Here is a 15,348-nt window from a genome sequence, read left to right as displayed (position 1 = left end):
TTCTGCGGGTATTTTTATATCAGCAGAATAAACAATGCCAATTATTAACCATTTAACCAACAAATTATGACAAAAAAATTTCCTTTATTGATTATTATGCTTTTTGCTTTTTTAAATATTGCATTAGCACAAAACTCCACCGTAAAAGGTAAAGTTAGTGACAGCAGGGGCGAGCCTCTTGCAGGCGTTACAATTAAAATTGCCAACATGCAAAGCGTAACTGCAACAGATGCGAAGGGTAATTATACAATTACTGTTCCGCCAAACGCTACATTAACGTTTTCATACGTGGGTTTTGCTACACTGGATGCACAAGTTGGTAGCACCAATACGTTAAACGTAACACTTACCGTTACCGAAAACAATCTTAATGAGGTTGTAGTAGTTGGTTACGGTACGCAAAAGAAAAGCCTGGTTACCGGTTCTATTTCAAGCGTAACCTCGAAAGAACTGGAAAACATGCCTATTAACCGTGTAGAGCAAGCCCTTGAAGGTAGAGCATCTGGTATCAACGTATCAGCAGCTTCTGGTTTACCGGGTGCTTCGTCAACTATTCGTATACGTGGTTATACTTCATTTTCGCCTATAGCTAATAATGATCCATTGTGGGTTATTGATGGTGTTATTGTTGATAATGGTGGTATAGGTTATCTTAACGAGGCCGATATAGAGTCGATTGAAGTATTGAAAGATGCGGCATCAGCAGCTATATATGGTACACGTGCAGCTAACGGTGTAATTTTAGTAACTACCAAAAAAGGTAAGGCAGGCCAGGTAAAAGTTGATTATAACGGTTATTATGGCACACAAACTACGGCTAAAAAACTTGATCTGTTAAATGCTACGCAGTATGCAACAATCAGGGATGAGTCTTTTATGAATACGGTTGCTTATCAAAATGCTGTTACTAAACCGGCATTGCCTTTTGCAAACCCTGCATCATTGGGTGTTGGTACAGATTGGCAGTCACTGGTTTTCTCTAAGGCGCCTATACAAAATCATCAATTTAGCGTAAGCGGTGGCAGTGACAAGTCAACCTTTTTTACTTCGTTTGGTTATTTAGATCAAAGAGGGATTGTTGCAAAAGACATTTCGGGATACAAACGTATTAACATTCGTTTAAACTCAACCTACAATTTAGCCAAATGGCTTACTTTGGGCGAGAATTTGGGATATGATTTTGCTAAAACACAATCTAATGGCGGTAATTATAACACAGAGTTTGGCGGTACACTTAGTGATGCTGTAAACCTTGACCCTGTAACTCCTGTTTATCAGACAGATCCCAATATTCTTGCTCTTGCACCTTACACTGGAGCTAATGCAGCGTATCCTGCTAAAGGACCTAATGGATTATATTATGCATTTTCACCTTATGTTGGCCAGGAAATGTCTAACCCGTTAGCTTATATTCAATCTAAATTGGGTAATTATAACTGGGAGCATAATATTGTTGGTAACGTTTTTGCCGAAGTGAGTCCAATTAGAGGTTTAAAATTCAGGTCGAGCCTGGGTACTAAATTGGCCTTTTATGGTAGTGAAAGTTATACACCATATTATTATTTCACATCATCAAGTATTGGCAATAAACAACAATTTAACCGCTCAATAACCGATGGCTTAGCTTATAACTTAGAAAACACATTAACTTATAGCCGCTCAATTGGTAAGCATAGTGTGTCTGCGGTAGTTGGCCAGGGTATTTATATGGATAATGATACCAAAAACGTAAACGTAAACTATGCAAACGTAATTGCTACCAGTTTTTACCAGGCTAATTTGCAATACAAGCCGGTAACCGGTGATATTACCGGTGGTGGTAGTGATGGTACTGAGCACAGAATTACTTCGCTATTTGCACGTTTGAATTATGATTATGATGAAAAATACCTGGTAACTGGTACAGTTCGTCGTGATGGTTCATCAAGGTTTGGTGCAAATTATCAGTTTGGTGTGTTCCCTTCATTCTCTTTGGGTTGGGTTCCTTCATTAGAGAAATTCTGGCCTAAAAATGATGCAGTTAGCTTCCTGAAAATTAAAGGTGGTTATGGTGTAACAGGTAATGATGGGGGTATTGGTGATTTTGCTTTTAACTCGATAATAAGTGGCGGACGTAACTATACCTTTGGTACAGCTAATGCAAGTACTATAGGCTTTAGCCCTGCCGCACCGGCAAACCCCAACTTAAGGTGGGAGCAAACTCAATCTACAGATATAGGTTTAGACGCTGTTTTGTTTAATAACTTTAACTTAAGTGTTGACTTATTTACCAAGAAAACTGTTGGTGTATTACAACAACCACCTGTACCTGGTTATTTGGGTTATTCCCAAGCTCCTTACGCTAACTATGGTACTTCACAAAACAGGGGTATTGATATTGAATTGGGCTACCATAGCAAAATTGGTGACCTAAGCTTTGGCATGAATGGTAACGTATCATTCCTGCAAAACAAAATTCTTTATATAGCTCCTGGTATTTCGTTTGTAGAGACTCAACAAGCCAGTTTCCAAACAATGGGTAATATTTCACGCTCAATTGTTGGCGGTTCATACAATGCGTTTTACGGTTACCAAATGTTAGGTATATTCCAAACCCAGGCAGAAGTTAACAGCTACGTAGGTTCGGCCGGTACACCATTACAACCAAATGCAAAACCAGGCGATATTAAGTACGCTAACTTAAATGGCGATAACGTAATTGATGGTAGTGACCGTACAATAATAGGTAATCCAATACCAACAGTAACTTATGGTTTAACCGTTAATTTAGTATACAAAAGCTTTGATTTTGTGGCATTTGGTAATGGTGTAGGCGGTAATTCTATATTTCAGGGCCTACGTCGTTTAGATATTGGTAACGCCAACTATCAAACAACAATATTAGACAGGTGGACACCAACTAACCCATCTACTACAAACCCGCGTTTGACGGATGATGATCCGAATGGTAACTACACAAAGTTTAGCAAAATATACCTGCAAAGCGGCAACTATTTCAGGGTAAAAACAATGCAGCTTGGCTACACGTTACCAAAGGGTTTAACAAAAAAACTTGGTGTAAACAGATTACGTATTTATGCCAGCGCGCTAAACCTATTTACCTTTACCAAGTACACCGGTTACGATCCTGAAATTGGAAACGGCGGAGCTGGTGCTGGCCAGGTGTTAGGCATTGATAAAGGCAATTATCCACAAGCACGTACTTTTATGTTGGGCTTAAACCTTGGATTTTAAAAAACTTAAAAAAGAATTAAGATGAGAAACAAAATTACATTGGTGGTTGTCCTGCTGGCAGGGTTGCAACTACTGGGATCCTGCAAGAAATTCCTTGCAGTGAATCCTGAAGAACGTATACTGGAATCTGATTATTATGCTAATCAGGCACAGGCCTTTTCGGGCTTAACAAGTGTGTATGATATGGTAGGTAATCAGGGAGGCGGTTATTTAACAAAAACCAATATTATGAATGTTGCATCTGATGACCATTGGGCCGGTGGTGCAAATTCATCTGATATTGGCGATCTGCAGTCGATTGCTAAATACACTTATACCCAATCTGCACAAAACGGTGGCCCCAGCTATTTATGGACCAAAGGCTTTACCGGCGTTTACAGAGCAAATGTGTTTTTAAAACACATTACTACGGTATCAATGGATGCAACGTTAAAAGCAAGGTATATAGCCGAAGCTAAATTATTAAGGGCATATTTTTATTTTGATCTGGTGCGTTTCTTTAAGAACATCCCTTTGATATTAGAGCCTACAGACCCTACTAATATTTACACCATTACACAAGTAGCCCCGGATGTTATTTACAAACAGATAATTCAGGATCTGAAAGATGCCCAGTCATCGTTACCTGCTACAGTACCGGCCGCGTCAGAAGGCGGACGTGTTACTCTGGGTGTTGATCATGCGTTATTGGCCCGGGTATATATGTGGCAAAAAGATTATACCAACGCGCTAACCGAATTTGCTTTGGTAAATGGTACTGCACCTGGTGCATCAGCAAGTATTTATGGTTATAAATTAATTCCAAATTTTGGTGACCTGTGGAAAACAAATAACAAATTTAACAGCGAATCAATTTTTGAAATTGTATTTAACTCTACATCCAATGGTGGCTGGGGTAATGTTGGTGGTACAGAAGGTAACCTGGAATGTATTTTAGTTGGCCCGCGTAATTATAATCCACTAAAAACAACTGCACCAGATTATGTTTCCGGATGGAGCGGCCAACCTTTCACTGATGATTTCTGGAACTTGGTTCACTATGATCCGCGCAATGCGGCAACTGTTGCTAACTGCGATAGTTTAGAAACAAATGGTATCATTACTTATTTACATGCTTACCAAAATACCGGTCACTTTATTGAAAAATTTGCCGGTCGTAATTCAACTAAAGCGGCATCAGGTCAATTAGAATTAAATTTCCCGGTTGATATGTATGAAATACGTTTAGCTGATATGTACCTGTTAGAAGCAGAGGCTCAATTAGCCAGTGGTGGTGCAGTTGGTGCAGGCTCCCGTGCTTATGCCTTGTTAAACGCAGTAAGGGCACGTGTTGGTGCCGGGCCAGTTGCGGTTACATTAGATAACATCAAAAAAGAAAGACGCTTAGAACTTGCCGGCGAAGGCCAGCGTTGGTTGGACCTTGTACGTTGGGGTGATGCCGGCACTAATGCGGTGTTACTTTCTAAGGGCTTTGTTGCAAATAAAATGGAAATTTTCCCTATACCACAATCAGAGCTTAATAATACCAAAATACAACAAAGCAAAGAATGGGGCGGTCCCCTTTAATAGTTAATTAGATTGGTTGTTAGTTCATATACCTATCAGGGAGCGGTTATGCCGCTTTCTGATAGTTTTAACTTAAACCATGTAATTTTTGTTTACTAATTCCCTGTTTCTACTAATTTAATATATGAAGGGAAATATCCGCATATTAATTGTTCTATCGTCAGGAATACTATTTGCCATAGCAATGTTCTTTTCTGAATGCAGGGATAAAGGTAAAAACCTTGAACCTGATAAAAGGGGCAGCGCTTACGCTAATCCGCAAACTTGTATAAGCTGTCATAAAGACACGTACAATTCTTACACTCATACCGCTCACTTTCATACATCAAGCGCTATTGATGGCAATAAACTGCAAGCAGAATCAATGGCTAACACCCATATTTTTATTTTTAACGATAAACTAAAAATAACCATTGATAAACGTAAGGATGGCATTTATCAAACAGCTATTTTTGAGGGCAAACAGATAAGAAGTGAGCGGTTTGATATTGCATTTGGAGCCAATGAAAAAGCACAAACATATGGTTACTGGAAAGGTAACCGACTGTATGAATTGCCTTTATCTTTTTTTAAAATAATAAATAACTGGGCAAACAGCCCCGGTTTTCCGCCAGATTTGGTTTATTATGACAGGGCAATTGTTAGCCATTGCTTTGAATGCCATGGGTCATACCTTGAAAAAACTTTTGTACAAACCGGCCCTATCAAAGTAGCCGAAGAGTACGATAAAAAATCAATTATGTATGGGATAGATTGCCAGCGTTGCCATGGGCCGGCTGCTAATCACGTGCAATACCATTTTGATAATCCTACTGATAAGAAAGCAAAATATATTACTACCTATAATTCATTGAACCGGCAGCTAAAGGTTAATATGTGTGCAGTATGCCATGGTGGCAATGACCTTAAAACAGAAAAATCAACATTCGGCTATAAACCGGGCGATAACCTGGCCAGTTTTTATGATCCTGATTTTGGTTTCAATGCCAGTGCCGACGTTCATGGTAACCAGGCAAAATTGTTAGCTATGAGCAAATGCTATTTAAATAGCCCATCGCTTACCTGTACTACCTGCCATAATGTGCATGAACAAGAAAAAAGCGATCCTGTGTTATTGTCGCAAAAATGCCTGGATTGCCATAAAGAGCAAACACATAACTTTTGCAAAATGGGCCCACAGTTGGGCAACGCCATAACCGGTAAATGTATTGATTGCCACATGCCCACTTTGCCATCTAAATTAATTTCCTTCAAAATGTCGGCAATGAAGGGAGCGTCTCAATACCTTTTACATACGCACCGCATAGCTATTTATCCTGAGCAAACCAATCAAATATTATCATTAATAAAGAACGCCCAACACAGCAATTAATATTGCTGCAATGTTATATATACACCTCTCGCTAATGAAAAGAAAAGGAAATAAGTGCATAATGGTCTTTACCATGATGTTAATCACTGTTACAGCGTTTTCACAAAAAACAAAAACAGCCGATATCTGGCTAACTAATGCTGATAGATCGGCGTTATTTCAACAACAACAGCCTATTGCTTTTTCAAACAAGGCCGATGTGGCAAACCCAACTATACAGGTGGATGAAAAAGAAACCTTCCAGCCAATTGATGGTTTTGGCTTCGCGCTAACCGGCGGCAGCGCCATGCACATGATACGCATGAGTGCCGAAAGCAGGGCCAAGTTAATAAAAGACGTTTTTTCAACTGAAGGCAATAGCATTGGCGTAAGTTATTTGCGCTTAACCATAGGCGCGTCTGATTTGAATGACCATGTGTTTTCATACGATGACCTGGCACCGGGCGAAACAGATATGGAGCTAAAGCGCTTTAACCTGGGGCCGGATAAAAATGATGTGATACCGGTGATGAAGGAGATATTAAAGATCGATCCTAAAATTAAAATACTAGGTTCGCCATGGTCTGCACCGGTATGGATGAAAGATAATGGGGATACCCGCGGGGGCAGTTTAAAGCCCGAATATTTTGATGTTTATGCCAGATATTTAATTAAATACTTATTGGCCATGAAAGCCGAAGGCATAAACCTGGATGCCATAACTATTCAGAATGAGCCATTGCACCCCGGCAATAACCCAAGCATGTTAATGCTTGCCGACGATGAGGGCCGATTTATAAAAGTATTTGGTCCGAAACTAAAAGCGGCGGGTTTAAAAACAAAGATTATAGCGTATGACCATAATGCCGACAGGCCCGATTATCCGCTTGCTATTTTAAATGACCCCGAAGCCGCAAAATATGTAGACGGGTCGGCTTTCCACTTATATGGGGGCAAGATCACCGCGCTTACGGATGTACATAACGCGCATCCCGAAAAGAACCTTTATTTCACCGAACAGATGGTGGTTGAGCGTGGAAAAAACAATCCGAAATTAAATGTAGCAAATCCGGTTAGCCGGTTATTTATAGGCGCGACACGCAATTGGTGCCGCAACGTGCTGGAATGGAATCTGGCAGCAGATCCGCAGAATAAGCCTTTTACAGACAGGGGCGGATGCCCTATGTGCCAAGGCGCGGTAACTATTGATAGTAACAGATTTACCCGCAATGTAGCCTATTATGCCATGGCCCATGCATCAAAATTTGTAAGGCCGGGTTCTGTCCGTATTGGCTCTAACGACCTGGAGCTATTACCTAACGTGGCATTTAAAAGGCCTGATGGTAAAAAGGTATTAATTGTTGTAAACAATGGCACAACGGCACAAACATTTAACATACAAAATAAGGGTAAAACAATAGTTGCCTCTTTAAATAGCGGGGCAGTTGGTACCTACATCTGGGATTAAATATTTTTTAATAATTGATCGCCACAAATAATTTCTAATTTTTCTTACCTAATACCTTATACTATTATGCAAAAAAGAATTTTAACCATATTATGCTTCCTGTCCATTGCTTGCTGTGTTTTAGCACAAAAAACACCACAACATACTGATGCTATTGATGGTAAAGTGGATGCGTTGCTTGCCAAAATGACCTTAGACGAAAAAATAGGTCAGTTAAACCAATACACCAGCGATCGTTTGGCAACCGGCCCGTTAACAGAAAACAGCAGCAAGTTTCAGGATATTAAGGACGGAAAATTGGGTTCTATGCTAAATGTAAAAGGCGCGAAAGAAACCCGTATGGTGCAGGAACTGGCTATGCAATCTCGCCTAAAAATACCGTTACTATTTGGTTTGGATATTATACATGGTTACCGGGTAACTTTCCCTGTGCCTTTGGCAGAAGCCGCCAGCTGGGACATGCAGGCCATACAGACTTCGGCACGTGTGGCAGGTAAAGAAGCCGCTGCCGCGGGTTTACACTGGACATTTGCCCCAATGGTTGATATTACACGCGACCCTCGCTGGGGCCGTGTAATGGAAGGCGCCGGTGAGGATCCATACCTGGCTTCGCTTATTGCGGTTGCAAGGGTAAAAGGGTTTCAGGGTAATGGTTTAGGCAGTCTGGATGCTATAATGGCCTGCGTAAAGCATTTTGCAGCTTATGGCGCAGCAATAGGCGGTCGCGATTATAACGCGGTCGACATTAGTGACCGTACACTTTGGGAAACGTATTTGCCGCCTTTTAAAGCCGCCCTTGATGCAGGTGCCGCTACTTTTATGAATAGTTTTAACGAGTTAAATGGCATCCCGGCAACAGGTAACAGCTATTTGCAAAGAGATATTTTAAAAGGTAAATGGAACTATAAGGGTTTTGTAGTAAGCGATTGGGGATCTGTTGGCGAAATGGTACAGCATGGCTATGCGCGCAATAGCAAACAGGCAGCCGAATTAGCTATAACAGCCGGTAGTGATATGGATATGGAAAGCCATGCTTATATTAATAACCTGGCTCAATTGGTAAAGGAAAATAAAGTGCCGGTAGCACTTATTGATGATGCTGTAAAACGCATTTTACGCAAGAAATTTGAAATGGGCCTCTTTGATGATCCTTATCGTTTTAGTAATGAAGAGCGTGAAAAAAAGGAGCTAAACTCGCCAGAGAATCGGACCGCGGCCCGCGAAGTTGCTAAAAAAAGTATAGTGCTGTTAAAAAATGATAAGCAACTATTACCCCTATCAAAAAACCTGAAAACTATTGCGGTAATAGGCCCTTTGGTTAAATCAAATATTGATATGATGGGATTTTGGTCGATTAAATGGGAGGGCGATCATTTGGTATCATTATATGAAGGTTTAGAAAATAAAGTTGGTAAAAACACCCGCCTGTTATATGCGCAGGGTTGTGATGTTACCGATACCTCAAAAAGCAATTTTGCACAGGCCGTAGCAACAGCTATGCAGGCTGATGTGGTGATACTGGCAATTGGCGAGCATTATGACATGACAGGCGAGGCCAAAAGCCGCGCCAATATACACGTGCCCGGTGTGCAGGAAGATTTGGTTAAAGCTATTAAAGCAACAGGCAAACCGGTTGTGGTATTAACCATGTCTGGCAGGCCCATGATATTTAATTGGACAGCCGACAACGCCGACGCTATTTTACAAACCTGGTGGTTGGGTAGCGAAGCCGGTAATGCCATTGCCGATGTTTTATTTGGCGATTATAATCCGGCAGGAAAGCTGCCTATATCCTTTCCCCGGTCAGAAGGGCAGATACCGGTTTATTATAATTATAAAAGTACTGGCCGCCCGTCAACAAATGATATGGGGATCAACTACCGGTCGGGCTATAATGATATGCAAAACAGCCCGCGTTATGCATTTGGTTACGGCCTAAGCTATACCCAATTTGCTTTAACTGATTTGAAGCTGGACAGAACCACGCTAACCGCTAACGATAAATTGAATATAAGCTGCACATTAAAAAACACCGGTAACTATGCAGGCGAAGAAGTTGTGCAGTTATACCTGCGGGATGAATTTGCCAGCGTTACGCGCCCGGTAAAAGAGTTAAAAGGCTTTGAAAAAGTATATTTAAAAGCAGGCGAAAGCAAAATCATCAATTTTGTTATAGATAAAGAAACCCTATCGTTTTACGATCAAAAAATGAACTGGGCCACAGAACCGGGAACATTCCAGCTGATGATAGGCAATTCATCAGATCATATTTTATTAAAGAGTAAGTTTGAGTTGATAAAATAATAAAGTGCGGCGATCTCTGCGCGATAGATAACCGATGTGTCTATCGTGTAGAGATTATACACTGTATACCGTATGCACCTACACTTTAATCAGCTACATCACCAGTGATACCCAACCTTGGGGGTTGCCTTTTTTTCTGAGGGATTTATGGTCCTGCATAGCCTTTTTAATCCGAATAGCATATGCCCAGCAAGTACTTTGCCTGATACCCAGTTTTTGCGATAGCTGGTGCGATGAAATGGTGCCTTTGCTGCTATATATCAAATAAACTATATAAAACGCCTTGTTAATAGGTATGCGGTTGTTCTCGAAAATAGTATTATACATGGCAGATTCTTCATAACTGCATTTAGTACATCTGCGGCTATAAGGAGCCCTCCCCGCATTATAAATACTATGACTGCAGCGTGTACAGGTATAATCAGCTCTCCATTTTAACTCGGCAAGAAATTTATAACAACTTTCCTGATCGGGATATTTTGCACTAAACTCTTCAAAATTAAGTTCTGTAGATAAGGCGCGCGCCTCGGTAACTTTATCAATATCAGTTTTAAGCTGAACGTTGTCTTTTTCCAGCAAAATATTCATCCGGCTAATTTCGGCCGACTGCTCTTCTAATTGATGATTAATGTTTATTAGCAGATCGTTTTGCTCCTCAATTATTTTTGAATGATCCTCCAATTCTTCGGATTTCCTGATCAATTCTTTGGTGCGGGCATTTACCTGCATCTCTAATTCCTTATTTATTGAATCTTTAAGCCTATTATTAATATCCATCTGGCGGATGATCTCATCACGGGCGTTATCTTTTTCTTTACGTATTATACGCACCTGATCGCCTATAGCAAATGAAAGAAATAGCATTTCCATAATGAAGCAAAATCCTATACTGTAATAAGTTAAAAATGCCGGTAAAAAGTTAGCATAGCCCAGGGCATCTATTGCCTTAACAATAAAACCTGTAAATAATACAGCATACGCCAATACAAAAAAACGGGCCGGCTTAAAACCATTTTTATAAATATATATACCGGTAACAAAAGCAATTGATAGCGGTACAACCTCTACAAATTTGTAAATGAATAAGCTTTTATCAATAAACAGGCAATACAAAAAGTAAGCGCTCCTAAGTACTATGATTGCGTTAAGTAAACGGTAAAAGTTATAAGCTTTAAGTTTAACCTGCAAAAGCTCTTTAGTGAAAATTAAGGCACAAATACTCATCGCATATAATGCAATGCCATAAACGTAATCGTTATAAGCCGGATGACCCGGCCAGATATATTGAAAGGCAATTCCGTCAACGCTCATTTCATAGAGCGCGACACTTAAAATGTAAAACACATAATATAGGTATTGTTTTTTTCGTACTGCTGTAAACATAAGCAGGTTATGAAAACAGAATATAAGTATCATGCCGTAGAATAGCCCAAATAACAAATATTCAGATAAGGCATATTTAATAAAATAACCCAGTGTGCGATATACAATTATTACTTTAACGGGGTTGTTTGATTTTAATTTAAAGTAATAGGTATATTCTCCTTTTGATGTATTTTGTATTAAAAACTCAAAATTTTTGTGGTGATATAGCCGGTCCCTAAAATTAACTCCCGCTCCCGAATGATTGATAATATAATCGCCCTTTTCATTAGGGATGTAAGCGGTTACATTTTCTGTAGTTTGATCAAAAAATTCAAATAGGCAACTTTTATTAGCAATTGTCTGTGTAAAGCGAAGCTTTATTTTATACCAATATGTATACTCACGATTTTTATTTATAGGATAATAAATAAGGTTGCTTTTAAAACTGCTGTTCAAGCCCCTTACCTGATCAAAGGATAATTTGTTGGTGCTATCTTCTAAATATTCAATCTCGTTTAATGTGAATTTATATTGTTGTACGCTGCTATCAATAGGTATTGTTTTTTGCGCAAAAATATTACTTGTTGAAACACATAAATAAATAAATAATAACAAGGTCCTTTTAAAAGCACACATAAATTTAGATAGTATATTGGTTGTAATAATACCAAAAAGTATTACAGGGGTAATTTATGCAAAATCATCAAATAATACAACAAATATTACAGCCCAATTACAGTATTGCTAAAATTATATTGAATAAATTATAATATATACATAACGTATCAAAATATTGGCGAGGAAGGATTTGTCTTTAAAAAATCTTTTCGCTATGAAATATTTTTCCTTCCGAATTAATGCCTTCAATTATTATTTTGAATTTACTCGCGATGTCATTATTATAGAACTCCAATTGATATGTTGGTCTGCCTTTATCCATGATGATATTAGGTTGCCAATACAATGTTTTTCGAACGTCGGCTCGATTTAACGAAGTCTTTCCATAATTTGGAGAATAAAATTCCTTAACAGAATTATAACCAGACAAGGTAGTAACAAGTTCATTTGAACTAAAATCAAAACCTTTTCCCTTTTTAGTATAAACAGCAATTACCCCGCCGATTGTGCCAAACGCTCCGCCCATCGAAGGGTCATATACTTTAATGTAATCTAACTCTGCCATTCCCAAGCTTCTGATATCGGCTGCAGAACTTTCATTATTATTCAAGTAAAATTTGATGACCCTATCTCTCCATAGTACGATTGGGAACAAAGACCTATAGTTGGAAATCTGCATACCAGTAATTTTGCTCTTTAAATAATCGAAAAGGGAAATATAATTTAATGCTTTAGGATCGGCACCTACTAAAAGATTTGTAGAAATACCCCCACTGAGTAATCCTGCAGTGTATGTGTTTTCCAGCTTTTGAATTTCATCTGTTTTTTTTGCCGTTATGCTTACTTCCTTCAAATTTTGTGAGTGACCTCTGCTGAAATAATTCTGAACATATTGATCAGGCGCTTTAGTTACTTCCTTGCCAGCATACAGCAAAAGATCTGTTTTGATTGGAATAGTTGGCAAGCTATCAAGGAAGCCATTGTTAACCTTTAATTTGATTCTTTTGGAATCTATGTTTTTATTATTAAACTTAAAATACAGTTTGGCTGAACCATAAAAAACAATACCATCCTTAACAAAACGCCCCAATTTATCGATGTTTATTGGAAGGAGGAAAGTATTCTTATCATCGGTTTTCATAATGATATTGACCACCGGATTCTCGAGGTTTGTTAAATAATTCGCGCCGCTTAATTCGCCGCTAAGTGTAATATAGTTTGATTCCTTAAAGGTTGAATCAGGGACGTGATATTTTCTACATCCATGAGTTAACATAACCAGATCCATGTTTTTTGTTACACTATCGCTCTTGCTAACAAAATAATATCCTGGATTTTGAATTTTTCCTTTTAAATCGCCGGTTAAAAACAAATGAGAAATAATATTGTCTTGGGGTTTTGGTGAATTGTCTAAATCAGCGTCGGTAATTGCTACAGAAAAGTTTGATCTCAGTGTATCGGTTATATATAGTTTAATCTTATTTAGACCATGCTTGGTGTGATCTATATCTGTAATTGTAAATCCTGCATTAACATTATAATTGTGGTTGTTTACAAATGTTACCCGTTCTGCCAGGGGTTGAAGGTTTTTGTTGAACAGGGTGAGATAAAGAATGCCGGTAGATAGACCTTTTGTAGGAATCATTCCAGCAATGCTTTCACTAACGGAAAGATTTACTTTTGCTTCATAAATTATCTCATTATTTTGATAGGCTACAAGTAAAAGTTCTTTTTCAGCAGCAGAAACTTCGTGAGATCTAAATATAAAAAACTTTTTCCCTTCAGCCAGATCGGATATATGCAAAGCAACTCCCTGCATTTTCCTCGCCGGTAAAATAGTGTTATGTTCAATCCCGTCAGGATCTTTCCAGATAGCATTATACGCTTTATTTAAACGTGGCACTAGACTAATACTTCCCATTCCATCATGCGATGTTGAAAATTCTGACACTACTTCTCCCATTGAAACAATAGTCCCAAATACCTCTATTGGCTTTCCTGTACTATCAATGGCTTTAAACGCAACAACAGACGGTAGATTGTTAATCCAATCCCCTCCTTCCGGTAAGAATTGCAGGTCGTAAGAATGCGATACAACTGAGTCATTCCCAGCTTTTCTATTTATATAAGAAAGTGCATTAAAATATTGCAAATCGGGGTCGGCAGCAATACTCTCTGTCGTATAGGCCCGGCAATACAAACCGTTTGTTGAGCTAACGTTGGAATAACCAGGTTACCTGAAGATGTGGATTCAAATATGGGTGTAACCGATCGACCTATTAATTGTCCATCGTAAGTAATTAATTCAAAGTAGAAGTTTTTACTCGATTTTGACCTGCTTAAACCATTGAATAGATAAGCTTTAAACCATATCGTGTCGCCAGATTCATAAACCTTTCTGTCATATTGAACATATATTTTTTGTTGACTACTTGCATTTAAAAGTGGCAAGATAGCTTTATCAATAGTCTGTGAAAAACTTGTTTTACCACAAATCAGCACTACCATAAAGGATATATACAGAGCCAACAATTTCTTCATGATAATTAAAAAAAACAAGTTATGCAATAAAACTCACATAATCACCTCATTACAAAGGAACGACCACACATAGACAAGGACGGCTTATTACAGGACTAAAACCCGCATGATAGTAGCTATTCATTTCAAATTTCCAGTAAGTGCTAACAATAATGAAAGAAGTGTTGTACCTATGTTGTACCCATGAAAAAAAAACAGGCTTTTAGAAATTCATCTAAAAGCCTGATAATCACTACGTGGAGAATATCGGAGTCGAACCGATGACCTCTTGCATGCCATGCGCAGTAGCACGATTTTCATTGCTTTTCATGCCTTTTCATTAATTTGACAAATGACTGATTTTAAGTGATTTACCATTAAATAAATCAACAGTTCGCTTCATTCCTTTTCCATGTTTGGCTATACTTGTGTGCAAATTGTTTGCACAGATCAAAAGGGTAAGAAAAATGTTTAGTTATAGTATAATTGGAATAACAGTAAACGCAATCCTGGATAAAAGGCGGGTTCTTTCAAATAACAAATACCCTGTTAAGATAAGGATAACCCTTAGTCAACCATAAAACTGTGATTAAAGGTTTAATAGTGACAGATAATTGAACAAATCCTATATATAGTTTTGCTATGGCCCTAATCTTAGGATTTATTTTCACTCACCTTGCTAAAAACTAATTCCTAATTGCATCGCCGTAGTATATGATCCGGATAGGTTATTGCCAAATCGCGCCGGTTCGCTTAATGAAAGATAAACCTGGTAATCTTTTTTACTCATAATTATTTTACTGAATACAGGAGTGACCCCATATCTGCCGTCTGTCTGAAAAGCTAGCCTTGGGATAATGGTAAAACCATTATGAAAACGGAACATAACTCCGGGATGGAAAAGCATATAATTCATTTTGGT

The 15,348-nt window shown here is 38.6% G+C and carries 7 protein-coding genes and 1 pseudogene; 5 read left to right on the top strand and 3 right to left on the bottom strand.

From position 1 onward, the window contains the following. The first annotated feature begins 66 nt into the window (after positions 1 to 66). The 5 genes from JWP71_RS12835 to bglX all read left to right on the top strand — a co-directional run bounded on the left by JWP71_RS12835 (position 67) and on the right by bglX (position 9,923). The gene (locus tag JWP71_RS12835; protein WP_299500623.1) at positions 67 to 3,234 is read left to right on the top strand and encodes a TonB-dependent receptor; all 3,168 of its coding nucleotides are present in this window, start codon (positions 67 to 69) and stop codon (positions 3,232 to 3,234) included. A 21-nt stretch (positions 3,235 to 3,255) separates the two neighbouring features. Further along, complete coding sequence (locus tag JWP71_RS12830; RefSeq protein ID WP_299500621.1) at positions 3,256 to 4,800, top strand: RagB/SusD family nutrient uptake outer membrane protein; 1,545 nt, start codon at positions 3,256 to 3,258, stop codon at positions 4,798 to 4,800. Positions 4,801 to 4,924: 124 nt separating this feature from the next. Then, positions 4,925 to 6,172 (top strand): cytochrome c3 family protein, encoded by a 1,248-nt coding sequence (locus JWP71_RS12825; protein ID WP_299500618.1) that lies wholly within the window; start codon positions 4,925 to 4,927, stop codon positions 6,170 to 6,172. Between the two features lie 34 nt (positions 6,173 to 6,206). Further along, a complete protein-coding gene (locus JWP71_RS12820; protein WP_299500616.1) occupies positions 6,207 to 7,619 on the top strand; it encodes a glycoside hydrolase family 30 beta sandwich domain-containing protein in 1,413 nt (470 codons plus the stop codon). Positions 7,620 to 7,685: 66 nt separating this feature from the next. Next, entirely contained in the window at positions 7,686 to 9,923 is a 2,238-nt protein-coding gene (bglX, locus tag JWP71_RS12815) for a beta-glucosidase BglX (RefSeq protein ID WP_299500614.1), read from the top strand. Between the two features lie 93 nt (positions 9,924 to 10,016). Here bglX and JWP71_RS12810 read toward each other — a convergent pair whose 3' ends face one another. The 3 genes and pseudogenes from JWP71_RS12810 to JWP71_RS12800 form a co-directional block, all read right to left on the bottom strand. Further along, on the bottom strand, positions 10,017 to 11,924 hold the full coding sequence (locus JWP71_RS12810) for a 7TM diverse intracellular signaling domain-containing protein (RefSeq protein WP_299500612.1): 1,908 nt from the start codon (positions 11,922 to 11,924) through the stop codon (positions 10,017 to 10,019). 178 nt (positions 11,925 to 12,102) lie between these two features. After that, positions 12,103 to 14,106 carry a hypothetical protein gene (locus tag JWP71_RS12805; protein WP_299500609.1) on the bottom strand — a complete coding sequence of 668 codons (2,004 nt, stop codon included), beginning with the start codon at positions 14,104 to 14,106 and terminating at the stop codon, positions 12,103 to 12,105. A gap of 999 nt (positions 14,107 to 15,105) precedes the next feature. Beyond that, positions 15,106 to 15,348 (bottom strand): annotated as a pseudogene (locus tag JWP71_RS12800) (hypothetical protein); the annotation flags it as partial.

The organism is Mucilaginibacter sp. (genome assembly GCF_028287845.1).
GTDB lineage: Bacteria > Bacteroidota > Bacteroidia > Sphingobacteriales > Sphingobacteriaceae > Mucilaginibacter.
Note: the sequence above shows the minus strand (reverse complement) of the source record. Positions and strands in the feature narration are given on the sequence as shown.

Excerpts from the sequence above, each read along its gene's own strand:
- JWP71_RS12835 (WP_299500623.1), top strand. The coding sequence starts at position 67 with ATGACAAAAAAATTTCCTTTATTGATTATTATGCTTTTTGCTTTTTTA.
- JWP71_RS12830 (WP_299500621.1), top strand. The coding sequence starts at position 3,256 with ATGAGAAACAAAATTACATTGGTGGTTGTCCTGCTGGCAGGGTTGCAA.
- JWP71_RS12825 (WP_299500618.1), top strand. The coding sequence starts at position 4,925 with ATGAAGGGAAATATCCGCATATTAATTGTTCTATCGTCAGGAATACTA.
- JWP71_RS12820 (WP_299500616.1), top strand. The coding sequence starts at position 6,207 with ATGAAAAGAAAAGGAAATAAGTGCATAATGGTCTTTACCATGATGTTA.
- bglX (WP_299500614.1), top strand. The coding sequence starts at position 7,686 with ATGCAAAAAAGAATTTTAACCATATTATGCTTCCTGTCCATTGCTTGC.
- JWP71_RS12810 (WP_299500612.1), bottom strand. The coding sequence starts at position 11,924 with ATGTGTGCTTTTAAAAGGACCTTGTTATTATTTATTTATTTATGTGTT.